General features: G+C 67.8%; 20 protein-coding genes and 1 pseudogene. 11 read left to right on the top strand and 10 right to left on the bottom strand.

The window, feature by feature from the left end:
• Nucleotides 1-311 precede the first annotated feature (311 nt).
• A complete protein-coding gene (locus tag P3H78_RS12520; RefSeq protein WP_276108997.1) occupies nucleotides 312-728 on the top strand; it encodes an ester cyclase in 417 nt (138 codons plus the stop codon).
• A 551-nt stretch (nucleotides 729-1279) separates the two neighbouring features.
• Here P3H78_RS12520 and P3H78_RS12525 read toward each other — a convergent pair.
• Entirely contained in the window at nucleotides 1280-1840 is a 561-nt protein-coding gene (locus P3H78_RS12525) for a hypothetical protein (protein ID WP_276108998.1), read from the bottom strand.
• A gap of 544 nt (nucleotides 1841-2384) precedes the next feature.
• Here P3H78_RS12525 and P3H78_RS12530 point away from each other — a divergent pair.
• Nucleotides 2385-3218 (top strand): LysR substrate-binding domain-containing protein, encoded by an 834-nt coding sequence (locus P3H78_RS12530; protein ID WP_276108999.1) that lies wholly within the window; start codon nucleotides 2385-2387, stop codon nucleotides 3216-3218.
• 57 nt (nucleotides 3219-3275) lie between these two features.
• Here the strand turns inward: P3H78_RS12530 and P3H78_RS12535 are convergent, their stop codons facing one another.
• Nucleotides 3276-4139, bottom strand: coding sequence for a PhzF family phenazine biosynthesis protein (locus P3H78_RS12535; RefSeq protein WP_276109000.1), 864 nt, complete (start codon nucleotides 4137-4139; stop codon nucleotides 3276-3278).
• Nucleotides 4140-4445: 306 nt separating this feature from the next.
• On the opposite strand from P3H78_RS12535, the gene P3H78_RS12540 reads away from it, so the two are divergent.
• Nucleotides 4446-5861, top strand: a complete 1416-nt coding sequence (locus P3H78_RS12540; RefSeq protein ID WP_276109001.1) for an APC family permease — start codon at nucleotides 4446-4448, stop codon at nucleotides 5859-5861.
• A 351-nt stretch (nucleotides 5862-6212) separates the two neighbouring features.
• Here the strand turns inward: P3H78_RS12540 and P3H78_RS12545 are convergent, their stop codons facing one another.
• The gene (locus P3H78_RS12545) at nucleotides 6213-7217 is read right to left on the bottom strand and encodes an ArsR/SmtB family transcription factor (protein WP_276109002.1); all 1005 of its coding nucleotides are present in this window, start codon (nucleotides 7215-7217) and stop codon (nucleotides 6213-6215) included.
• A 78-nt stretch (nucleotides 7218-7295) separates the two neighbouring features.
• On the opposite strand from P3H78_RS12545, the gene P3H78_RS12550 reads away from it, so the two are divergent.
• Nucleotides 7296-8576: an MFS transporter gene (locus tag P3H78_RS12550; RefSeq protein WP_276109003.1), complete on the top strand. Its 1281-nt coding sequence runs from the start codon at nucleotides 7296-7298 to the stop codon at nucleotides 8574-8576.
• A 49-nt stretch (nucleotides 8577-8625) separates the two neighbouring features.
• Here the strand turns inward: P3H78_RS12550 and P3H78_RS12555 are convergent, their stop codons facing one another.
• Nucleotides 8626-9432: an MBL fold metallo-hydrolase gene (locus tag P3H78_RS12555; protein ID WP_276109004.1), complete on the bottom strand. Its 807-nt coding sequence runs from the start codon at nucleotides 9430-9432 to the stop codon at nucleotides 8626-8628.
• Between the two features lie 125 nt (nucleotides 9433-9557).
• Here P3H78_RS12555 and P3H78_RS12560 point away from each other — a divergent pair, with 125 nt between their 5' ends.
• The 5 genes from P3H78_RS12560 to P3H78_RS12580 all read left to right on the top strand — a co-directional run bounded on the left by P3H78_RS12560 (nucleotide 9558) and on the right by P3H78_RS12580 (nucleotide 12902).
• Nucleotides 9558-10535 (top strand): helix-turn-helix domain-containing protein, encoded by a 978-nt coding sequence (locus tag P3H78_RS12560; RefSeq protein WP_276109005.1) that lies wholly within the window; start codon nucleotides 9558-9560, stop codon nucleotides 10533-10535.
• 79 nt (nucleotides 10536-10614) lie between these two features.
• Complete coding sequence (locus P3H78_RS12565) at nucleotides 10615-11082, top strand: hypothetical protein (RefSeq protein ID WP_276109006.1); 468 nt, start codon at nucleotides 10615-10617, stop codon at nucleotides 11080-11082.
• Between the two features lie 123 nt (nucleotides 11083-11205).
• On the top strand, nucleotides 11206-11658 hold the full coding sequence (locus P3H78_RS12570; protein WP_276109007.1) for a thiamine pyrophosphate-dependent enzyme: 453 nt from the start codon (nucleotides 11206-11208) through the stop codon (nucleotides 11656-11658).
• Between the two features lie 228 nt (nucleotides 11659-11886).
• A complete protein-coding gene (locus P3H78_RS12575; RefSeq protein ID WP_276109008.1) occupies nucleotides 11887-12330 on the top strand; it encodes a hypothetical protein in 444 nt (147 codons plus the stop codon).
• Between the two features lie 227 nt (nucleotides 12331-12557).
• Nucleotides 12558-12902, top strand: a complete 345-nt coding sequence (locus P3H78_RS12580; RefSeq protein WP_276109009.1) for a VOC family protein — start codon at nucleotides 12558-12560, stop codon at nucleotides 12900-12902.
• 16 nt (nucleotides 12903-12918) lie between these two features.
• Here the strand turns inward: P3H78_RS12580 and P3H78_RS12585 are convergent.
• Nucleotides 12919-13748 (bottom strand): IS5 family transposase gene (locus tag P3H78_RS12585; protein WP_438827962.1). Its coding sequence is split into 2 segments (ribosomal slippage): nucleotides 12919-13412 and nucleotides 13412-13748, totalling 831 coding nucleotides; the frame shifts between segments, so codons are not numbered across the junction.
• A 186-nt stretch (nucleotides 13749-13934) separates the two neighbouring features.
• On the opposite strand from P3H78_RS12585, the gene P3H78_RS12590 reads away from it, so the two are divergent.
• Complete coding sequence (locus P3H78_RS12590) at nucleotides 13935-14519, top strand: GNAT family N-acetyltransferase (RefSeq protein WP_276109010.1); 585 nt, start codon at nucleotides 13935-13937, stop codon at nucleotides 14517-14519.
• Here the strand turns inward: P3H78_RS12590 and P3H78_RS12595 are convergent.
• From P3H78_RS12595 to P3H78_RS12615, 5 genes are all read right to left on the bottom strand, one after another.
• Nucleotides 14447-15343, bottom strand: coding sequence for an IS5 family transposase (locus tag P3H78_RS12595; protein ID WP_276109011.1), 897 nt, complete (start codon nucleotides 15341-15343; stop codon nucleotides 14447-14449). The two genes, P3H78_RS12590 and P3H78_RS12595, sit on opposite strands and share 73 nt — an antisense overlap.
• A gap of 176 nt (nucleotides 15344-15519) precedes the next feature.
• A complete protein-coding gene (locus P3H78_RS12600) occupies nucleotides 15520-16557 on the bottom strand; it encodes an SPFH domain-containing protein (protein ID WP_276109012.1) in 1038 nt (345 codons plus the stop codon).
• A gap of 4 nt (nucleotides 16558-16561) precedes the next feature.
• Nucleotides 16562-16993, bottom strand: coding sequence for an NfeD family protein (locus tag P3H78_RS12605; RefSeq protein ID WP_276109013.1), 432 nt, complete (start codon nucleotides 16991-16993; stop codon nucleotides 16562-16564).
• A 787-nt stretch (nucleotides 16994-17780) separates the two neighbouring features.
• Entirely contained in the window at nucleotides 17781-17978 is a 198-nt protein-coding gene (locus tag P3H78_RS12610; protein WP_276109014.1) for a hypothetical protein, read from the bottom strand.
• Between the two features lie 544 nt (nucleotides 17979-18522).
• Complete coding sequence (locus P3H78_RS12615; RefSeq protein ID WP_276109015.1) at nucleotides 18523-20859, bottom strand: bifunctional serine/threonine-protein kinase/ABC transporter substrate-binding protein; 2337 nt, start codon at nucleotides 20857-20859, stop codon at nucleotides 18523-18525.
• A gap of 593 nt (nucleotides 20860-21452) precedes the next feature.
• On the opposite strand from P3H78_RS12615, the pseudogene P3H78_RS12620 reads away from it, so the two are divergent.
• Nucleotides 21453-22018, top strand: a pseudogene (locus P3H78_RS12620) (class I SAM-dependent methyltransferase); the annotation flags it as partial.
• Nucleotides 22019-22267: the final 249 nt, after the last annotated feature.

Raw genomic sequence — 22267 nt, forward strand, 5'->3', positions numbered from 1 at the left:
CGAAGTCGGGGTGATCATCCGCTTCGCCTGCGAGGCGCCCTGCCTTCACTGGCCATGGTGGATGGCTTCCTGTCCGCGGGACTGGTGGTCTCCCGGCTCAAGTACCGTGCAGCCTTCCTGCTCGCCGCTGCCCGCTTCCTGGTGTGCCACGCCGTTGTCGCAGTCCTCCGAGCGGACTTGGCGCGCCCCAACACGATCCGACACCTCTCCCGCTGCCGGGCATGGGTGGTGGAGCGGTTCACGCCGTGCTCGAAAGCAGACTCACCTACGTTCCAGGTCGATGAGCCTGCTCCTTGGGCGATAATGCGAGGATGACCATGGCCAAAGAGGTGGTACGGGAGTTCCTGCTCCAGGTTCGGTCGGGCAAGCATCCGGAGCGGGCCGGGAAGTACATGGCAACACAGGTCGAGGCACATCAGGTGCAGGCCGAGGCTCCTGCCACGGTAGTGCGTACGCCTCAGCAGTACACCGCTCATGTACGCGAAATGCTGGCGGTCTACGGACCGTTCGAGTTCTCCATCGACGAACTGCTCTCCGAGGACGACCGGGTCTATGCCCGGTGGCACCAGGTCGGCCGTCACCAGGGAGCCCTCGATGGCCACGCGCCCACAGGACGCCCGCTGACGCAGTACACCAGTGCCGTCTACCGCGTCCGCGACGAAGTGATCGTCGAGTACTGGATCCAGATCGACCGCCAGGGCGTCCTCGCGCAACTCCAAGCCAGCTGAACTCGGTTCCCTGTCGCGACGGGACTGCAGGGCACGGGGGAGATCGCCGTCGGGAAGCCGGTCCGGGTCTGGAGGGCACTCCAAATACCGGGCCCTGCCTGCCACATCTTTGCCTGGTCAGGTGCCGAGGACCACGGCGCGACCACGAGAGCTGGAGGAACCCCCGAATGAGAGTGCTTGCGGCCCGCGAAGGACGTGGCCGGCCCTATTGGTCCAGCGCGGCAGTGCTTCCCTGCAGCGCGAGAGGCCCTTGCTGCAGTGCGGCGCACGGTGGACACAAGACGCCCCCCACGCCCATGCGCCCGGTACCCGGCTGCGCATCGGGTCCAGCACCATGGGACGACGTGCCGATCTCCTGCAACTACAGGAGTCGGCCGCCCTCCACGTTCACCCTCGCATCCGGCAGCGCGCGGCCGCCGGTTTCGGCACCCGGTGCGCAGGATGACCGACGGGTAGCCCGTCCGATCTTCGCAGCGCGATGGGGCTGGAGAGGTTCGATCTCCCTCGTGCTGTGCCCGCATGGCCGAGCCGCCAGCCAGACGTCGCACGTGTCAGGACAGGTGCCGCTGCCCCGCTGCAGGCACGATCCTTCGTCGTGCGGCGTGGGCAGCAGCGCAGCCCAGCAAGAGGAGCAGTGAGGCACCCGCTGCCCACCCGGTGTACCTGACGCGCAGATCAGCGCGGGCTCCGAGCGCGGGGCGGGTGATGCCCGCGGGGTCGTACACCACCGTCACCCGCCGGCCGGCCAGCCCCGCACAACCGGTTCCACCGGGCACGGCATCGCGATGCGAGCCGTCCGGCAGGGCCACTCGGCACACGGTCCGGTCCCCGTAACGCTCGCCGACGACCCATCGCGGCTGCAGCAGCGTGCCCTGGGCCTGTGAGCCGAGCGCCCTCAAGTACCAGCGGGACGCACCCGCATACGCGGAGCCGAGGCATGTCAGACAACAGACGAGCACGACCACGGCCGTCGTCCCGCGCAGCGGCCAGCCGGCGCTGCGCCGGATCAGCCACGACAGCAGTCCGGCCGCTGGCGCGGCCACACCCAGTGGAATCCCCACCGGCTGCCAGAGGTTGGTGATGATCCAGCACCACACGACACCGGCGAGCAAGAGGCCCAGGAGGACCGACCAGGTGGCCGTGGCGCCGGCCGGTGACGCCGGAGCCGCGCGGCCAATGGCCCGCCAGGCGGGCGCTTGCGGCGGCCCGGATGGCCGTTCCTGCGGTTGTTGTGGTTCATGGCATCCCCGTCCGTCCGTCAAGGACCGGTTCAGCGGCCCGGCCGCCACATCGTCGTGACGATGTGATCGGTGCCGATCGTGGTGCGTTCAGCGCGGGATGAACCCCACGCTCTCATAGCGCTCGAGGGGCACGGGACTGGACGACTCGGGGGAGGCCGGCGCGCCGAGGACATCGATACGCCGAAGGCTCTCTGGCGGCCGTCCCCTTCCCCAGCCGGGACCGCGGATGTCCGCGTGTCGATGATGGCCGTGACGACCTACGGTCCGGCCGCACGTGCGCGGACCCGGGGGCAGTCCCCGATCAGGCCTGTATCAACCTTCGCAGCCGCTGGCCTGCTGTTGCAGGCCACGACGTTCGACAGCCGCAAAAATGCAGGAAGTGGGTGATTCATTCCCGTCGGCATAACCTCCTGTTATGACCACAGACCTTGAGACGGCCCTGCTGCGTGCCTTTGTCACGTCCGTCAAGGCGGGAAGCATCAGTCGCGCGGCAACAGCGCTCGGTCACAGCCAGCCGGCCCTGAGCCAGCAATTGCGGCGACTGGAACGCGTCGTGGGGCAGCCTCTGCTGCACCGTGCCGCCACAGGGGTGTCCCTCACCACGACGGGCGAGGCTCTGATGCCCTATGCCGAGCGGATACTGGCCCTGTCGAGCCAGGCTCTCCAGGTGTCCAGGAGCACGCTGGACGGACATTGCGGGGTGGGGCTGCTGGAGGACCTAGCCACCCCTGTCCTGACCAGTGCGCTGGCGGAGTTCACCCATTTCCATCCGGACATCACGCTGGAACTCGTCAGTCTGCCCGGACCCGCCATGCGTGAGGCCTTCGTCTCCGGCCGCGTGGACCTGGCCCTGTGCGATCCGGCGTACCTGCCGGAGCCTTCCCGATGGACGGCGCGTATGCCGCTGGTGTGGGCGCAGGGTCCCGGAATCGACATCGCGGCCGATCCCCTGCCGCTGGTGCTGTTCTCCCAGCCGTGCCGCTGGCGCGACCCGGTCCTGCAGACCCTGGAGCGGTCGGGCCGCAGGTGGCGTGTCGTCTTCGAAAGCACAAGCCTCGCCGGCGTACAGGCGGCCGTCCGGGCCGGTCTGGGTGTCTCGGCCCTGCTCCCGCCGAATCTCGAACCGGGCACGGTGGCGCCGAGCCTGCCGGAACTTCCGGAAGTCGAGTTCGGCCTCGTCCGGAGCTCCGCGACCGAGGGTGACCGCCTTGTGGACGCAGTGGAGACCCTCCTGCGACGGCTCGTGTGAGCACAGCTGCGGCACCGAAACCGTCGGCCGGTCCTCGATGGACAGTACCGTTCGCCGTCATTGCGGCAGCACCTCCAGACGTCCGTCACCGACGAAAGCGACATCGCCCCCCACTTCGACCGACGGGATGTCCGTGCCGGTGCCGTGCGCGGTGATCGCCATCTCGCTGGGGCGGCCGGCGAAACCCCCTTGGCGGAGTGTGACCTGTTCGCCGTCGCCGATCCGGCCGTTGCGGCGCAGATAGGCCGCGACGCAACCCGCGGCGCTGCCCGTGGCGACATCCTCCGCGATGCCGTCGTTGTTCCAGTGCCGACCTTCGATGGCAGTGGCGTCCAGCATGTAGGCGAACTGGGCGCCGAGAGGAGCCAGGAACGCCTGGAGGTCGAAGGCGACGCGGGCACGTTCCAGTGCGCCGTGGCGTACGGGGACGACGAGATAGCGCAGCCCGGTGGAGACCACCTCCGGCCGGAGGTCCGGGTCGAGGTGTTCGGGGCGCAGTGAGAACCATGACGCCACGTCCGGCACCTCAGGCCGGCTCAGGAACAGCGCCGAGCCCTGGTCGAGGACGCTCGAGTACCGTCCGCGGCTGTGCCTGTGCGTGGCGACGCGGACCGTGCGGGTCCTGAGGCGCAGGGTCCACTCCTCGTCCGGAGCCGTGCCGTGCAGGGCGTGCAGCACGCAGGCGGCGCCGATCACCGGGTGACCCGCGAAGTCCAGCTCCTCCAGCAGGTCGAAGACGCGCGCCTGCCATGTGCGCCCGTCCTGGCCTCCGGGCTGCAGGAAGATCGACTCGAAATGCCGCAACTCTCTGGTGACTTGGGCCATCTGAGACGCTGTGAGCCCGCCAGCCGTTGGGAACACCGTCAGGCTGTTGCCGCTGTAGGCCTGGCCGGTGAAGACGTCAACGTGGTGATATCGCATGTCACGAAACTACGGACGAGGATGCGGCTGGGGAACCACGAACCTTGCATGAGCAGCCATAAGTGCGCGTTATGGCCCGGTGCGGCGCGTGCCTCGTCGTCGTCAGGAGTGCGGACCGCACCCGCAGGCCGACCACGGGGGGCGCCCTCCCACCTCGGGAATCCCTATCAATTCGCTGACGTTCCGCAACTCAGGTCCGGCGCATTTTGACGCGCCTGCGGGCAGGATTCACAGATCGCGTGCGCTGTCGGCCGACCATCCCTTGACGGACATCGCCGAACTGCCGAGGATCGTCGCACCAGAATCATGTCCAGTGAAGGCCGGCGTGTGAACCGAGAACGCAGCGATTCGGTCAGCGAGGGTCAGAACGCGGGAGCATCCCGAGGGCTGACCCGCTGGCAGGCGGTTCCCCTGGCCATCGGGTCCGTCGCCGGCTCGGGCATTCTCTTCCTGCCCTCGGCGGTCTACGCGCGGGCGGGAAACAACAGCCTTCTCGTGTGGGCACTGTCGACTCTCCTGTGCCTGCCGATGCTGCTCATGTTCGACGACATGGTCCGAAGCAATCCCGACGGCCGTGGGATAGAGGCGTTCATCCGGGCCGGCCTGGGCGACATGTTCGCCCGCTGTGTGCCCTTGATGTTCATCGCGCTCGTCGTCGTCGGCCTGCCCTCGGGGACGTTCGTCGCCGGGCGTTACGTGGCCCGGACCTTCGCGATGGACCGGGCAGCCGTCATCGCGATCGGGCTGGCCGTGCTGCTGGCCGCCGCCCTGGTCAATCTCGCGGGGGTCCGGACCAGCACGCGGGTGCAGACGGCTGCCTCCTGGGGGCTGGTCCTCATGGCCGCCGCCCTGCTCGCCGCAGCGGCCCCCTCGGCCGATCACGGCTTGTCCTCGGTGGCTCCCGGCACCCAGCACCTCGACGTGGTTCTCCCGGGAGTGGTGCTGGCGTTCTGGGCCTTCGCCGGTTTCGAGAACCTCACCTTTCTGGCGCGGGAGTTCCGGGCGCCCGCACGTGACTTCCTCCCGGTCAGTGCCATCGCCCTTGCGGTCTATGGCCTGTTCACCATCCTGCTCACCGTTGCTATCGCCGTGTGCGTGCCAAGGCAGAACGTCGACCAGGTCGTGGGGCTCCTGCAACTGGCCGCGGCGGTGGGGCACGGCAAGTTCGTGCTGTGGGCTGTCACCCTGATCGCCTGCACCGCCATGCTGCTCAACGCGATCGCCTGGGTCTGGGGTGTGTCGCAGATGGCGCGGGACGCTGCCGTCAACGGCCTGCTGCCTGCCGCCCTTCTCGACCCCGAGGAAGCCGGTGCGCCTCGCCGCGCCCTCGGACTGCTCTGCGTCCTGTTCTCGGCAACCTCGGTCCTGCTGAGCCTGCGGCCTTCGCTGGTCGTCGACACCACGGCGGCGGCAAGCGCGATCTTCATGCTCCTCTACATACTGAGCATCGTCTCCTACCTGCGAGTGCGCGGCCTCACACTCCGGTCCGGACTCAACCTGCTCCTCCTGGTGGTGATTGCGGCAAGCCTCGTCGAATCCGTCTGGGAGGCGCTCTACGCGCTGGTGGCGTTCGTCGCCGCCCTCAGCGTGCAGCTCCTTCAGCGTCGCAGGGCGCCCCAGAACTCAGACAGAACTCCTCATGGTGGCGTCGATACCGACGGTCTCCTGGTCGACGGCGTTCACGGCGGTGCGCCCGGAGGCGGAGATGACGCCGATCTGTGACTGCATGTCATGATCCACCACCTTGTAATGCGCTGGGATCCGTTCTCCACGAGCGGCTGCAGGCTCGCGCCCAGCGTGACGTAGGAGGTGAGGACCTTGGCGAGAACCGTCTCGTCGACGGCACTGTCGCCGAGCACCAGGGCACCGCTGCCCGCTGACGCCCGTCGCAGAGGTCGCGCCGACGTGCGGACGGGCGTGCAGTCGGCGTGGGCGCGGCCGTTCAGCCGGTCGCCGCGGTTGTCGTGGACGGGGCACGGCCTCATCGCGCTCCTTGGTTCTCGCCAGGCCGGACTCGGCTCCGCCAGTGGTGTACAGGTCGACCCTGCCAGCCGTATCCGCCGTGCGCCGGCGCTACGGACGACGCAGGGCGGCGTGCCCTGCGGACTGGTCCAGCAACGCCGAACCAAGTTCACTCACCACGTAGTTGACCTCGTTGCGGTATCTGCTCTTCGTCACCAGTCCCGCCTCGCGGAGCACCCCGAGGTGTTGTGAGACCGCCGGTGCGCTCAGCCCCGTGCGGGCTGCCAGCTGCGTGGTGGTGCACGGCGAGGTGGTGAAGGCCAGGATCATCGCCCGGCTGCGGCCGAGCAGCCTGGCGACACTGCGATACTCGGTCCCGCCCTGCTCCCACAAGGTGCCCAGGGCCCGTGCCGGATAGACGGCGATGGGCGGAGATGCCGCGCTGCTGGCGACCAGGACCGATCGGGTGGCGAACAGGCTGGGCACGAGCGGCAGGCCCCGGCCGTTCAGACGGATGTCCGTGTCCAACATGTCATCGACGCCGAGGCGGTCGCCCGTCCAGTGAAGTGCCGGGTGCAGCTGGTGAAAGAGCGTCTGGACGCCCCCGCGGGAGAGTTCGCGCGTGCGGAAGGCGACGTCGGCTTCGAGGACGGCCCGCATGCGCGGCCAGTGCGGCCGCAGGGCGGCCTGCCACCACGCCTCCACGGCCTGCACCAGCTGCGGCAGCGCCCGCTGGGCGTCGGTGGCCAGCCGATGGCTGAACGAGCCTGGTACGGCGCTGTCGCCCATGGCCTCTACCTCGGCCTGGACCCGTGCGTGCGGCGTTGCCAGGACGATGGCCAGCTCATCCTCGATGTCACCGGTGGAGCAGTCGGGTGGAGGCGTGAGGAAGTCGGGCAGGCAGATGCTTCGGCCGGTGAGGGAACGCAGGGGCGCTGTCGTGCGGGCCAGGTCCCGGTCCTTGAGGAGCTCCTTGGCGGAGGTGATCCAGGGCCTGTGCACGGAGTTCCGCCCGGCGTCGGCGAGCACCCAAAAGCTGCTCACCGTGTCCCAGAGCGGTGAGATGGTGAACCTGATCTTGGCGACGTCGCCGACATCGAAGTGCAGGGAACTCATATCACCGCCTGATCAGGGACTTTTCGCCGACATGAAATCTCTGGTCGTCTCCCGCGCCGGATGGTGGTGTAAGGCACCATGACACATGAACGCTCGGATCTGCGCTTCCACCGGGACTTCCGCCGGCTGTGGACCGCGGACACGGTGAGCCAGATCGGTGCCGGGGTAACGCTCGTCGCACTCCCGCTGGTGGCCATCCGCACCCTGCACGCCTCGCCGTTCGAGGCGAGTCTGCTCGTCATGTTCGAGTACCTGGCGGCGCTGGTCATCGGTCTGCCCGTAGGGGCTTGGGTCGACCGCATGCGCCAGCGCCGCGTCATGATGGCGGGCGACGTCTGCCGCGCCGTGCTCCTCGGCTCGATCCCCCTCACGGCGGCCATGGGTGCACTGACGCTGAGCCAGTTGTATGCGGTCGCCTTCGGTGTCTCGGTGTGCACCGCGTTCTTCGACGTGTCCTTCCAGAGCTACCTGCCCCGCCTCGTGGCGGCGGACCAACTCGTCCAGGGGAACGTCAAGCTGGAGACCACGCGCAATGTGGCCCAGGCCGGCGGCCCCGGTTTCGGAGGGGCGATCGTCGGAGCACTCACCGCCCCGACGGCCATCGTCGTCAACGTCGTCACCTTCGTGCTGTCGGCGCTGTCGCTGGCGCGGATCCGCACGCCCGACGTCAAGCCCCCCGCCTCCGGCGGCAACCTGAAGTCGGAGATCGCCGAGGGCCTGCGTCTGGTCTTCGGCGACAGGTCGCTCAGGGCCATCACCCTGAGCTCCGCGATCTCCAACATGTGCGCCACGATCGGCGCGTCCATGCTGCTGGTCCTGCTGGCGGGCCGGCTCCACCTCTCCTCCTTCCTGTGCGGCCTGGTCTTCACCGCCGAGGCCGTGGGCGGCCTGCTCGGCGCTCTGGCCGTCGGCCGCGTCGTGTCCCGGCTGGGCCAGGGGCCGGCCATGTGGATGGCCCTGATCGTGAGCAGTGTCCTGTGGCTGTTGACCCTGCCGATGTACCAGGCGGACTGGCGGTTCGCGCTGGCACTGCTGCTGAACAGCCTCGGGTGGGTCAGCTTCATGACCTACAAGATCTCCAGCGTCAGCATGCGGCAACGGCTCTGCCCGAAACCGCTCCTCGGCCGTATGACCGCGACGTTCCGCTTCGTGGTGTGGGGTCTGATGCCGGTGGGCGCACTGATGGGCGGCATCCTCGGCCAGACCCTCGGACCCCGGCAAGCAATGTGGATCGGCGTGCTCGGCGAGCTCGCCGCATCCCTCCCCATCCTGCTGTCACCGCTGCGGACCATGCACGATCTGCCTCCCACCCTCGACGAGGCACCCGAGCAGGCCGACGACATGGCTGCGGCGACCTGAACAGGCCGCCGAGACTGCGATGGGCGTGCACGGTCCGGCGCCGGACCGTTCAGGCTGTCGTGCCACCCAGGTACGTGCTCTCCCCCGGAGCCAGCAGGGTGAGACGCTCCGACAGGCCCGCATCGCTGAAAGCCTTCTCCAACTCCTCGCCGCCCTCGGTGAAGTGGTGCCACATGTGGAAGTGCACGGGAACCACCTGCGGCGCATTGAGGATCCGTGCCGCTTCAGCAGTCTGCGCACTGGTGAGGGTGAGATAGCCGTCGATCAGCCCGGTCCGGCCAGCGCCGGCGAACAGCATCGCCACATCGGTCCGCGGGAAGCGCTCGGCGACGACCCGCACGACGTCCAGGGAGGCGTTGTCCCCACTCACATAGACCGTCGGCAGGCCTCTGCCGGACAGCACAAAGCCGGCCACCTCGCCGACGATCGGCTCCGCGCCCTCGGGGTCGTGGAGCGCGGGCACCCGCGTGATCCACAAGGCGCTCCCGTCGGGGCGGGGCAGCTCGACGGTCTCCCACAGCGGCACGGACCGGCACGCGCCCGCCAGCCGGGCGGTGGCCGAGGCCGTCGTCAGGACGAGCGGGACGTCGGCGAGGTACGCGCGGCCCGACTCATCCAAGTTGTCAACGTGCTGGTCGTGGGAGAGCAGGACCGCGTCAACCGGGCCCACCTCGTGCGGCTGAAGCGCGGAAGCCGCGGTTTTGGCAAGGACCCGGCCAGGGCCCAGGTCGTACTCGCGCGGCGGGTCGAACGTCGGATCCGTCACCAGCCGTACGCCGCCGATCTCCAGGATCGCGGTCGGGCCGCCCACGAGCTGGATCCGGATCCCGGTACCGGCTTCTCGGTCTGCGGTCATGTTCTGCCTTCCTCTCTTCACAACTCGGGTACGCCGTCGATCGTGGCCGGTCGCGCCGTGACAAGTCAGTGGCTTGAACGTCGACCTACGATAGTTTTGCGCCAGCCCGAATCAGGAGGTGACTCATGGGCGAGCGGGAGGCGCAGACGGTGGCCGTGGTCATGTTCGACGGAGCCCCGATGTTCGAAACCAGCGTTCCGGTCAGTGTCTTCGGGGTCGACCGCGCGGACATGGGGGTACCGAGGTTCACGGTCCTGCCAGTCGCGGGCGACCCCGGTCCGCTCACCACGACCGCGGGGATCCGGCTGGAGGCGACCCACGATCTGCAGGCCCTGGACGCGGCGGCGACGATCGTCGTGCCCAGCTGGCGCGATCCCCAGGAGCATCCTCCGCACCAGGTACTTGCCGCCCTGCGGGCCGCGCATCGGGACGGTGCGATTATTGTCGGCCTGTGCCTGGGCACGTTCGTCCTTGCGGCTGCCGGTCTGCTCGACGGCCGACGGGCGGCAACTCACTGGAAGTACGCCGCCGCGCTCGCCCACGCCTACCCACGGATCAGCGTCGATGCCTCAGTGCTGTTCGTCGACGAGGGCGACATCCTCACTTCCGCCGGGACCGCGGCGGGCATCGACGCCTGCCTGCATCTGGTGCGCCGCACCTTCGGCGCTCAGACCGCCAACGCCATCGCCCGACGGATGGTGGTTCCGCCGCAGCGGACGGGAGGCCAGGCGCAGTACATCGAGCGGCCCCTTCCGGACAGCGACACCCGAAATCCACTGACCGCGGTCCTGGCGTACGCGATGGAGCACCTTGCCGACGAGGACCTCGACGTCAACGCGCTGGCGTCCCAGGCGTTCATGAGCCGGCGCAGCTTCGACCGTCGGTTCCGGGAGCTGACGGGGAGTTCCCCCCTCCAATGGCTCCTGGCCCAGCGGATCATGCACGTCCAGCACCTCCTGGAGACCACAAACCTGAACGTGGACGCCATCGCCCGTCAGGGGGGCTTCACCAGCGCGGTCGGGCTACGCCCTCACTTCCGCCGAGTGGTCGGCGTGGCGCCGCAGGCCTACCGCGCCAGCTTCCAACGGCAAGCCGCTTCATGAGCCACTTGACCGACGGCCGCCCGCCGCGCCCGCACGGCACGAGCCGACTCATTCGTCGCCCAACGGCAGGGAGTTCCCGATGACCGAATTCCATTTCAGGATGTCGCTGGAGGAAGGCGAGGCAGCCGGCGCAGCGAACGTGGGAGACATCGAGGTGGTGGGGAGCCACGGCCGGGCCTCGTCGACGGACATCACACCTGCTCAGCCTCTGCTCATCCAACTCGCCGTGGCCACGCTCCTGAACGAGCTCGCCCCCGTGGTCAAGCGCGGTCGCGGCACCGCCGTGTTCCGGGCGACTCCGGCCCGCTTCTCGCTGAAGTTCAAGCTCAAGAAGGGCGGCCCGTTGGTGATCACCTGTGGCAAGGCCGTCATCGACGAAGCGGACCCCCTGGCTGTCGCCTCGGCACTGTGGGCGTCCGCCAGCGAGGCCACCCGCCGGTGGCTCCCCCATGTTCCGCAGAACGACCCCCTATACCCCTTTCTGGTTGGCTCCCTTGCCGCGTTCCACGAAGCACTGGAGAAACGACGTGGCCAAACGGCGGGCTGACCATCCCCGCGTGACGACATACGCATTCAGGAGGAATGCTGTGACCCAGATCATTTTGATCGCAGCGATCGTAGGTGTCATCGCGGGCGCAATGACCCGAACGGCGACAAGCGGATCGTTCACGTGCACCGCTTCCCCGCCGAGGTCGACGCCCACTGCCCGGTCTCCGTGGGCGTCGAAGGAGACCCCAAGCTCGCCCGGCCGGACCGACGAGTCCTGGCGATGATGGGCGACGGCTCGTTCCTGATGAACTCCCAGGAACTGGACACCGCCGTCCGCGAACGCGTCCCACTGGTCGTCCTCGTCCTAGTGGACCAGGAATACGGCCTGATCACCTGGAAGATGGAACTCGAACTCGGCCGCCACAGCCACACCCGGTTCACCAACCCCGACCTCGTCGCCTACGCCGAAAGCTTCGGCGCACGCGGCTACACGATCGAGACCGCCGGCCAGCTCCTGCCCGTGCTGCGCCGCGCCCTCGACGACGATTCGGTGTCCGTGATCGCCTGTCCGGTCGACTACTCCGAGAACCTGCGTCTGACCGACAGACTGGGCAGCCTTCACGGCCCGTTCTGACACCTGGTCTACCACCCTGAACCGCAGTGCAAATTCACCCCCGTAACATTGGTGTGGCAGATGCCACCACCTCGCCACTTCTCTGTCCCTGGGAGAAATCTAGGAGAAGATCTTCTCCGACCCCCTCGGCGACCACCCCAGACCGACGACCCGGTTGCCCTACATAGCCGAGCGAGGGGAATCCCCTCGAAGATTCCCTTCGATGCGAGGATCACGGCGGGATGGCTGTTGAAGGAGGACGAATACCGCCAGCGCATCCGCCGCCATCGTCCCAGCTCACTGCTGCCACTGATCGCCGCGGCGGCAGCCCGCTCCGGCGCACCTGAACAGCCACAGCCCTGTCTGAAAAGCCCGTCGATGAACTACACGCCCTGGGCTAAGGCAGTGCTAACGAAAATGCCCAGCCAGAACAGCGAATTGCAGCACGAACTGGTCAGCCCCGAGCGCATCCGTGCCACCTGGAGTGGTACCGCGAGCGTCGAGGACGCCGCCCAGGCGTTTGGCATGTCGAGATCGAAGGGCTACGACCCTGTGCGTCGCGGGGAGTTCCCTTGCCGCGTGCTGCTGATCGTCCGCGCAGCTCGCGTCGTCTCCGCCTCGCCCCTCCGCGTACCCGAAAGCGGTGAGCCCGAGTACAACGGAGCCGTCAGCACGAGCACCAATCCATCCTGACCAGCCGCACGTCGTGCAGTCAGGTATCACGCGCGAATCACAGACCCCGTGGACACCCTCCTGGCACGGGTTACCGAGAATGGACATAAACGTCCGCATAGGACTGGATGGACGGCCCTGGACGGCTTCTACGACATGTGGCATGTGGTACCGCGACCCACTCGCTAGTGCTGTGACCGCGTAGGTTCACCGGGTTGCTGTGCGTTGTCCGGCGCTACCATGGCCGGATGCCACTCGAGTTGTTCGCCGGGATCTACGTCCGTGACTTCGAGGCTGCGCAAGCCTGGTACGTGCGTGTGTTGGGCTCCGAGCCGACGTTCCTCGCATCCGACACGGAAGCAGTGTGGGAGCTCGGTGAGCATCGGTACCTCTATATCCAGCAGAATGCCCAGCACGCCGGCCACGCCATCCAGACGATTCTCGTCGACGACCTGGACGTCTGCGTCGATCGCATCACCGAGCGCGGGATCGAGCCCGTGAAGCGGGAGACGTACCCCGACGGCATGCGCAAGGTGCTGTACCGCGATCCCGACGGCAATGAGATCGGGTATGGAGGGGCCCCCTCTAGCTAGGAGTTGTCGTCAATTGTCACGCCCACATCAGGAGCGGGGCGAGGGTGACAGCTGCCTGGTTGGACTCGGCGGTCTTGTCGTAGCGGGTAGCGATGCCGCGCCACTGCTTGAGGCGGTTGAAGCACCGTTCCACGACGTTGCGCTGCTTGTAGAGCTGCTTGTCGAAGGCCGGCGGGCGCCCGCCCCGGCTGCCGCGCCGGAGCCGGTTGCGGATCTGGTCGGCCCGCTCGGGGATGGTGTGGCCGATGCCGCGGCGTCGCAGCCAGGTCCGTATCGCGCGGGAGCTGTAGCCCTTGTCGCCCAGCACGTGTGCGGGCCGCGCCCGGGGACGGCCCAGGCCCATGCGAGGCACCCGGATCGCCTCCATCACGGTGGTGAACTGGGTGCAGTCGTTGGTGTTGCCGCCCGTGAGCACGAGGGCGAGCGGACGCCCGAAGGCATCGCAGGCCAGGTGAATCTTGCTGGTCAGGCCGCCCCGGGAGCGTCCGAGTGCGGGGCTGCGTCGCCCCCTTTTCGGGCCCCGGCGGCATGCTGGTGGGCACGCACGACGGTGGAGTCGACCGACACCAGCCAATCGACCTCTCCCGCCGCGTCCGCCCGGGCCTGGGCGGCCTGGAGCATCCGCTCGAAGGTGCCGTCCAGGGCCCGCCGGCGAAAGCGGGTGTGCAGCGTGTGCCAGGGGCCGTACCGCTCAGGCACGTCCCGCCAGGCCGTGCCCGTCCGGAACTTCCACACGATCCCGTTGAGCACGGTTCGATCGTCCAACCGCTTCCGCCCACGCAAGGACTCGGGCAGCAGCGGACGGAGGAACTCCCACTCCTCATCGGACAGTTCATGGCGACGTATCACCCGACCATGATCCACCACTCAAGATCAATTGAAGACACGACCTAGGGCGTGTTCTGAAAGTGGATCAAGGTAGTGCGATCTCGCCTCGGTCTGGCTTACCTGCACCCCACCCGACGGGCCAGGCTCCCGATTTGGCACAAAGCGCCTGATCACACAGGGGGTGCGGGTGTTATCGTCCCTCGCATGGCTGAACTGATCGCTCCCACTGGACGGCTGCATTCCTCGTGGCTCACGGCGCGTGACGAGTGGCAGTCTGGTGCTCACCAGGACGGGGCTGGCCTGCGTCTGGTTGGTGACGATGACCTCGACAGCCCGGAAGGGTTCGCCTCATGGGTCGAGCGACTGCGAAAGCAATCGGACCGGTCGCTGCCTGTCGGGGAAGGCCGCGTCCACGCTACCCATTGGTGGATCGTCGACGGCGAGACGTATCTCGGGGCCATCGACCTTCGACACTATCTGAACGCCTTTCTGTTGGAAGGGGGCGGACACATCGGTTACAGCATTCGGCCTTCTGCCAGGAGACGCGGACTGGCCTCGTGGGCGCTGGGAACGGTTCTACTCAAGGCGCCGGCGCTCGGTCTGGACCGGGTCCTTCTCACCTGTGACGACGGCAACGTCGGCTCAGCGCGGACCATCGAAAGCAACGGCGGCGTCCTCGACGATGTGCGCAGCACCGAAACCGGGGTCAAGCGCCGCTACTGGATCACTCTCGACGACACTGGTCGCAGCCATTCATTGATGGCTGCGACGAGGACGGTCGCCTCGTAGCGGACCGCGAGTTTGTCGTACCTCGTGGCTACGGCGCGGTGTCTTTTCAGGCGATTGATGCCGCACTCGACCGCGTGTCTCGCCTTGTAGTCCTCGGGGTCGAACTTCGGCGGACGGCCGCCGAGCGAGCCGCGCTCCTTGCGGTTGCGGGCCTGGTCAGCCTTGTCCGGGATGGTGCAGCGGATGCCGCGGCGGCGCAGGTAGGCGCGGTTCTTCCGGGAGGCGTATGCCCTGTCGGCCCGCACGCGATCAGGGCGGACGCGTGGCCTGCCCGGCCCGAGTCGGGGCACGCGAACCTTCTCCAGCACTCGCTCGAACTGCGGCGAGTCTCCACACTGTCCTGCAGTCACCACGACAGACACGGGCTTCTGACCTTGCTCGACGGCCAGGTGCAGCTTGGTGGCGAACCCGCCGCGAGAGCGTCCCAGCCCGTGATCACGGAGCTCGGCGAACACGCCGCCCGGTGGTTCCTTCTGCAGGTCGCCCTGCTTGCGGGCTCCGGCCGCATGGGCACGGCAGACCGTGGAGTCGACGCTCAGATCCCACGTGATCGCACCCTTCGCATCGGCCAGCGTCTGGAGCCTGGTGAAAATTCGGTGCCAGGTGCCGGTCCGCTGCCATCGGCGGAACAGGTCATAGACCCGGCCCCACGGCCCGTATTCGACAGGTACATCCCGCCACGGAACACCCGTCCGGACCCGGAACCGTATGCCATCAATCAGCTGCCGCCGAGCCCAGACAGGCGGCCGCCCCGCCCTGACACCCTTCGGCAACAGCGGCTCCAGCACCGCCCACTGCTCGTCCGTGAGATCTCCCCGCCCCATGAACCCTGATCATTCACAGCCCAAGATCCACTTTCGATACACGGCCTAATAGACGCATCGTCGACCGACCAGGAGCAATCCGGCTCGCCAAATGTCATGCCCGCATCTACCCCTCGGGTTGCGTCCAGGGAAGTGACGTACAGGAACCGGCGAAACCCAGCCGGCGTGCCCGGCTGTCAGCGTGGCGGCTGGGAGAGGCCGGGGTCGAGGGTGCCACGATCGGCCCTGGCGGCGTCGGCGAGGGCCTCGGCAGCGGCTTCCGCCGCCTGCGCCGTGTCGTCGGCGGCCTGGGCAGCCATGTCGTCCGTGGGTTTCTCGCGAGTGGCCGGAGACTGGGGCAGCACCTCGCTGAAGGCGCGGGACACACCCTGGAGTGCGGAGGTGATCTCGCTGGGGATGACCCAGAAGTTGTTGCCCGAGCCTTGCGCGAGTTGGGGCAGCGTCTGGAGGTACTGGTAGGCGAGCAGCTTGGGGTCCGGGTCGTTGCGATGTACGGCCTGGAACACCTCGTCGATGGCCCGGGACTGGCCCTCGGCCTGGAGGATCGCGGCGGTGCGGTTGCCCTCCGCCCGCAGAACGGCGGCCTGCTTGTCGCCCTCGGCCGTGAGGATCTGTGACTGGCGTTGCCCCTCGGCCCCGAGAATCGCGGCGCGCTTGTCCCGCTCGGCTCGCATCTGCTTCTGCATCGCGTCCTTGATGGTCTGCGGAGGGTCGATGGCCTTGATCTCCACCCGATTGACCCTCAACCCCCACTTGCCGGTGGCCTCGTCCAACACGCCGCGCAGCTGGCTGTTGATGGTGTCCCGTGAAGTGAGCGTCTTTTCCAGGTCCATGGAGCCCACGACGTTGCGCAGCGTGGTGACGGTGAGCTGCTCGACCGCTTGAAGAAAATTCGCGATCTCGTAGAAAGCCGCACGCGGATCGGTCACCTGGAAATAGAGAACCGTGTCGATCTCCACGACCAGATTGTCCTCGGTGATGACCGGCTGCGGCTTGAAGGAGACAACCTGTTCCCGCAGGTCGATCAGCGGGCGAACACGGTCGATGTACGGGATGACGAAGTTGAGGCCGGGATTCAGGGTCCGGAGATAGCGGCCCAGTCGCTCGACGGTACGTGCACGCGCTTGGGGCACGATCCGGACCGCCCGCACCACCGTGAAGACCGCGAACAGAGCGATGATCAGGCCGGCAAACAAGAACGCCGAGGTTTCCATGGTTTCAGTCCCGGGGGTAGACAATCGCGGTTGCGCCGCTGATCTCCATGACATCGACGGTCTTTCCGACAGGGATCACCAGCGTCTCGTCGTAGGCGCGGGCCGTCCACTCGTCGCCGTCGATACGGACCCTGCCGTCCCGTCCCGTCACCTCCGCGACGACATAGGCAGACTTGCCGACCAGGGCGTCGACACCGAACCGTGCCGCTTGGGGCTGCCGCAGACGGTGCAGCGCGACGGGCCGCAAAAACAGCACGGTGACCACGGCAACGACGGTGAACACCAGGAACTGGAAGGGCACCGACAGACCGACTGCAGCAGAACCCGCCGTGACCAGCGCGGCCGCACTCAGCATGCCGAGCGCGGCAGTCAGTGTGAAGATCTCCGCCACAGCCAGAACGGCTGCAAAGATCAACCACATCAGCCATGGATCCATTGCGCGCCTCTTCAGACCGGTGCAGGCGTGGAAGGGCCGGCCGCTCACCATCGGACCCCGAAACGGAACAGCCGCGGTACCCGTCGGCGAACAAACCCTGGCGATCCAGGCAAGGCGGGCCAGTATGGCACATCCAGCTCATTTATGCCCACTACCTGTGCCTTACCCATCCAGGAAGATCACTCCACCGCGGCACAGGGGCCAATCCGGTCCAGAGCGAAATCCGCGGCCGCGTCGTCCGCCCCTCCCTGGTCGTGGCACAGCCGACCTGTGATCGCCTGTGCAGCCACACCGGCCAGTCCGACGACGATCCAGAGGACGGAGCCCATAGGCGGAGGCCGCGGGCCCGCCTCGCGCAGCTGGGAGGAGTCGAGCGACAGGCTCCGCGGCGGGCAAGCCATCGGGCAGGCGGCCGCAGCGCGATCCTCGACTTCGTACGCGCCGAACAGGCGAGCCAGCTCGTCCTGGGTGCCAGCCGCCCTCCGGGAGCGGACCGCCCGGCACGCCCCGGCCGTCCTTCACGTACCGCGCCCCCTCTACCGGCGACGCCCGTGACGACACAGGCATGCGTGGACACCGCCAGACGGGCAGGAGACCGACGCGGGCAAGGCGAAGGATGCCTCTCTGTCGGCGCGTGGACATCAAGATCCGGACCAGGTGCGGACCGAATCAGCCTGGCACTCGACGTTTCCGCTCTTTGTCGCAGGTCAAGAGCGAGGTCAGGCGTGTACCACCAGCAGACGAAGAATCTGCTGGTGTCGTACTCGCCGAAGAGGCTGGGCTTCTTCTAGACACGGGAGAAGGGCGCCTGGCCGGGGGCGATGCCTGGCAGGCGCCCGGTCGGCGTGTTCGTCAGAGACCGGGCCGAACGAGTAGCCGTCCCCGCGGAGGCGTGCTCGCCCTGGGCCTCGCCTCGAACGAAGCGCTCGGCATCAGCCTCGATCCGGACGAACACCAGGACGCCCTGCAGCACGCTGGAACTCACCCCGTCACCACTGCGGCCAATCCTCGGGCTCCTGCACCAGTCGTGATCCGGCGGCCCCGGTGAAGAGGAAGCAATGGCAGCGCTGAAGGCCGGACGAGCGGGCCGAGCAGCACTACCTCGTCGGGCCTCGCATCCTCGCCCGCGGCGAGTCCGCCACGTCTGGGAGTCCCTGCGCGCCTCGGGAGGGCGGGACAAGTCCAGGACGGGCGGCCCTCTCTTCGCGGAAGACCCGGACCGCACCGTCCGTGTCGCCCATGCCCCTACGTCCTCTCGGCGGGTGGACCGTCCACGGCAGTCCGGACGGTCTGGACGTCGAGTGGTCGGCGTACTTGGGCCGGAAGACCCCGGTGGGGAACGGCGCCGGTCCGACCGGCGCCCTCACCCGTCCCCGCTCCGGCCACGTGCCCTACGCCCCGCACTCGTTGACGGAGCAGGACCGACACACGCGTTTCGAGGGCCAGGACCGCAGCCGTGGCTCTTCCGGAAGCTTTGCTCCGGAGCCGGGGGCGGAGGAGCCGTGGGGCGGAGTGCTGGCTGCTCGCTGCTATCCGAATTCGCTGATGGTGAGCTGTGCTCCCTTTGCCCAGCCGTGCGGCGGGTACTGCGGGTCGAAGAACTCGAGGTTGCCGCTTGCGGCGGCCACCCAGTTGGCCCCGTGGAGATTGATGATCTGGTTGTACACGTCCTGGGGGCCAGGTACAGCGCCCCCGGTCTGGTTGGCGAAGGACTCTGCGGCCCACGCCACGGTCAGTACGGCATCGTGGTTCATGATGGCGTACCCGTCGTCAAGTTCCGCGTCAGTGTGCCCGAGTTCCGTGAAACTCGTCCGGAACGAGGTGAATCCGCGCGGGTTGCTGCCGCCCTTCTTCCAGCTCTCCGGGTTCAGTACGGACACGTCGATCACGGTGATCTTGTCGCGGGTGAGCTCCTTCACCCGTTCCGGGTTGCCGCTGAAGGCCGATCGCCCCGACCAGCACGTCACGACCGTGATCGGACGCAGACCACCTTCCTGGCTGCACAGCCCGCGGTTGGCCAGAGCCTTGACGAAGTCGGGGAAGTCGTTGTCACGGCCGGCATAGAAGACCAGGTCGGAGCCCGAGTAGCAGATGTCCTGCACGGACTGCCCGAAGAGCTTCGGGACCACGTGCTGCCCGGTGGACCCCGCGTAGCCCGTACGGCGTGTGCCGATGGTGTCCTTGAACTCCTGGTCGAATGCTTCGCGGAGGGTTTTCACGTAGAGGTCGTCGTTGATGTCGTAGACCAGAAATCCGCGGCGCCCTTCCTGCAGGGGCCCGATGGCCTTGCGGACCGCGCTGATGTGCTGCAGGTTGGAGGCAGATGCCTTGAAGAGGTAGGGGGATTCCAGACTGGTCGCGGTCAGCGGTCCGCCCACTGCCGGGATCTTCAGCTCGGACAGTCGGTCCGCCAGCCGCTGTGTCTCCGGAAGGCTCACTCCGAGGCCGACGGCCCCGACCACCGGATGGTCGCCCGACTTCATCGTGGCCAACTGGTCCGTGACCGTCCTCCAGTGCTGCTGCGCACTTCCCTCGTTGGCCAGAAGGAGTTGCACACCGGGGACCTTACCGGGCAGGCCCGTCGTACTTCTTCCCTTCAACCCGGGACAGGCGTTGGCACGGCACTGGGCGGCATAGGCGCCCGCCAGGCTCTCGCGGATGGCGGTCCACGACAACGGGCTGCTGTCGTTCGCCGAGTACGGCATCACCAGGGCGACTCGGACAAACGGCTTCCGCTTGTCCGAGGCTGCTTCCTCGGCAACTCGCTGGTTCTCCTGTGCGATCTTCCCCACGATCGTCCTGAGTTCGGGACCGAAGGCGTCGGCACGGATGATCGGGTCGGCTACGCCGACGCATTCGGAACCCTTCCGCGTGAGCGCGCTGACGCAGACGCCGAGGTCCGGCGGTGGCGGGTCCTTCTTCCAATATCCGGGGATGACGATCAGAGCGGGGATCAGCACCGCCACCGCCGCCCCCGCGCTCACCGCCTGCCACTTCCGCGCCCTCCGCACGCGCGGCGCCTTTCGGCGCGGTGGCTCGACAAGGGGACGCAGGGCGTTCACCAGGTCCCTGCTCGTGGGTCTCATCGCCGGGTCCCTGTCCAGCGCGGCGCTGAGCAGCGGGAGGAGGTCGTCCGGCACACCGTTAAGATCGGGCGTCTCTTCTGGACCGGGGTACGGATGCTCCGTTCCGTCCTGCATCACGAAGCAGCCTCGCCCGCGTGCGGCGCAGCCGACGGTCAGCGCCCAGGCCCAGACATCGGCCGGGGGGCCGGCCGGAGGGCCGCCCCGTTTGAACTGCTCCGGTGCCAGATACGGCAGGGTGCCCAGGACATGCCCTGTCTTCGTGAGCTGCTCGGTCTCCGTGAGATCCTCGCCGTCGACGAACCGGGCGATACCGAAGTCGATGACCTTGGTGCCATACGGACCGAGCAGAACGTTGGACGGCTTCAGGTCGCGGTGCACCACGCCGCGCGCATGGGCGGCCTCCAGCGCTCCGGCCAGATCGAGCGCCAGCTTCCGCACCGCGTCAGGGGGTAGGGGGCCCTCACGCAGTCGGTCCGCAAGAGTTGGACCAGGAACATATTCGGTCACCAGGCACGGTTTCTCCGGTCCGGGAAATGCGGCGAGGACCGAGACAATGCGGGGGTCCCGAAGTGTCTGCAGGATTCGGGTCTCGCGAGCGAAGCGCTTCCGAAACTCCTCGTGGACTTCTCGCGACGGCAGAATGGTCTTCACCGCGACCTCATGGCCCGCCGGATCCCGCGCAAGGTAGACCACACCCATTCCACCCTGGCCAATTCTGCCCCGCAGGCTGTATCCGTGCAGTTCGGACGGGTCGTCCGCGAGTAGCGGATTCACTTTCATCTGGGCTCCCCCTCACAAGTGCCATTGGGTCAGGCGTCCGAGTCTGACTACCGTTCGAAGACCGACGGCTCGACGTTCTGATCAATGAACATGGGAAATTGGCGACTCGCGAACAGCCCTGATCGATCATCAAACCGGTTCTGGACGTTGATCGAGCAGATGGTTTCGCTTCTTTCACATGAGCGCGAGCGGCACCAAGGAAGAGATCTCACGGGTCGAGGCGGGTGAATCACCTTCGAATGAGAAGATTTCGAGCCGCTTCCTCCCGTCTCCGTCATGGCAGTACGGAGTCCGGGCGGCGCCCGTGGACGCACGATCCCTCAGGCTTTCCCGTAATTCCCGGTGGACCGGAACATGGCGTCGGATGCGGTGCATCGCCGGGCGAGGGTCGTCCTCGTACTGGACGTATTCGGGCGATCCGTCAACGCGACGAGGTGCCGTAGCCGCCGTCGTCCGCCCGCCGGGGATTGCGGGACAGCCCTGAGGGCATCCACCCTGCACAAGCCCACTGGGGTCCTCACGGTGGCGCCTGCGGCCCTTTTCGCCACTCCTTTCCGGGGGGGGAAGACGCCAGACGTGAGCGTCAGTGAGGGGCCGCTGTTGTGGACGCGGGATGCGGCACGGGCTCCTCCCTGGCCGGCGTACTCGATCAGTCGCCCGGCGCCCGTGGTCCGGGTCCGGACACTTCAGTGCGCGCGCTGCGCTCGGCAGCCCGCGCCCACGACCGTGCCACCGCGGTGGCCTGGGACGTCTTCCGTCCCTTCCCTCTGGCCGACGGCGTGGCCGATGTCGTGCTGCACGTGTTCGCCCCGCGCGACCCAGCTGAGTTCCACCGCGTGTCGCGCCCGTCCGGCCGGCTGATCGTGGTCCGTCCCATCGACCGGCACCTGGCCGAGCTGCGCGAGCGAGCGCCTGGGACGGTCACGATCGACCGAGCCGAAGAACTGCGCCTGCACCGGGCGCCGAACCCCTTCTTCGAGGCCGTCGTCACTGAACAGGTCGAGTACCTCGCGACTCTGGCCAGGCTGGATGCTCCGGACCGGGTGGCAATGGCGCCGAGCGCAGGCGACATGAGCCGTGCAGACGTGAGCGGAGACGGCCTCCTGCCCGATCAGATCAGGTCACCGTCGCGGTACTGGTCACCGCCCACCGGCCTAAGGAACCACGAGCGGACGCATGCGTCTTCCGCCGGCGAGCAGTGGGCACGCCTGGCGCCCTGCCTTCCCTGCAAGTGGGAAGGCAGGGCGCCCCGCGCCGGCCACTCGCCCGAAAGGGCTGTCCCGTCATCACCGGTGGATCGGCGCACGGCGTCAGATGCGGTGCATCGCAAGGCGGAGGGCCGTCCCCATACGGGGCGTATTCGGGCGATCCGACAACGCGGCGAGGGGCCGTAGCTGTCGTCGTGCGC

Source organism: Streptomyces tropicalis (assembly GCF_029269835.1).
GTDB classification, from domain to species: Bacteria; Actinomycetota; Actinomycetes; order Streptomycetales; family Streptomycetaceae; genus Streptomyces; species Streptomyces tropicalis.

What these genes read in the sequence shown, in the direction of transcription:
- P3H78_RS12600 (WP_276109012.1), bottom strand. Translation starts at nt 16,557, where the DNA reads ATGGAAACCTCGGCGTTCTTGTTTGCCGGCCTGATCATCGCTCTGTTC.
- P3H78_RS12615 (WP_276109015.1), bottom strand. Translation starts at nt 20,859, where the DNA reads ATGAAAGTGAATCCGCTACTCGCGGACGACCCGTCCGAACTGCACGGA.
- P3H78_RS12565 (WP_276109006.1), top strand. Translation starts at nt 10,615, where the DNA reads ATGACCGAATTCCATTTCAGGATGTCGCTGGAGGAAGGCGAGGCAGCC.
- P3H78_RS12545 (WP_276109002.1), bottom strand. Translation starts at nt 7,217, where the DNA reads ATGAGTTCCCTGCACTTCGATGTCGGCGACGTCGCCAAGATCAGGTTC.
- P3H78_RS12550 (WP_276109003.1), top strand. Translation starts at nt 7,296, where the DNA reads ATGACACATGAACGCTCGGATCTGCGCTTCCACCGGGACTTCCGCCGG.
- P3H78_RS12540 (WP_276109001.1), top strand. Translation starts at nt 4,446, where the DNA reads ATGTCCAGTGAAGGCCGGCGTGTGAACCGAGAACGCAGCGATTCGGTC.
- P3H78_RS12555 (WP_276109004.1), bottom strand. Translation starts at nt 9,432, where the DNA reads ATGACCGCAGACCGAGAAGCCGGTACCGGGATCCGGATCCAGCTCGTG.
- P3H78_RS12595 (WP_276109011.1), bottom strand. Translation starts at nt 15,343, where the DNA reads ATGGGGCGGGGAGATCTCACGGACGAGCAGTGGGCGGTGCTGGAGCCG.
- P3H78_RS12560 (WP_276109005.1), top strand. Translation starts at nt 9,558, where the DNA reads ATGGGCGAGCGGGAGGCGCAGACGGTGGCCGTGGTCATGTTCGACGGA.
- P3H78_RS12605 (WP_276109013.1), bottom strand. Translation starts at nt 16,993, where the DNA reads ATGGATCCATGGCTGATGTGGTTGATCTTTGCAGCCGTTCTGGCTGTG.
- P3H78_RS12580 (WP_276109009.1), top strand. Translation starts at nt 12,558, where the DNA reads ATGCCACTCGAGTTGTTCGCCGGGATCTACGTCCGTGACTTCGAGGCT.
- P3H78_RS12590 (WP_276109010.1), top strand. Translation starts at nt 13,935, where the DNA reads ATGGCTGAACTGATCGCTCCCACTGGACGGCTGCATTCCTCGTGGCTC.
- P3H78_RS12535 (WP_276109000.1), bottom strand. Translation starts at nt 4,139, where the DNA reads ATGCGATATCACCACGTTGACGTCTTCACCGGCCAGGCCTACAGCGGC.
- P3H78_RS12530 (WP_276108999.1), top strand. Translation starts at nt 2,385, where the DNA reads ATGACCACAGACCTTGAGACGGCCCTGCTGCGTGCCTTTGTCACGTCC.
- P3H78_RS12520 (WP_276108997.1), top strand. Translation starts at nt 312, where the DNA reads ATGACCATGGCCAAAGAGGTGGTACGGGAGTTCCTGCTCCAGGTTCGG.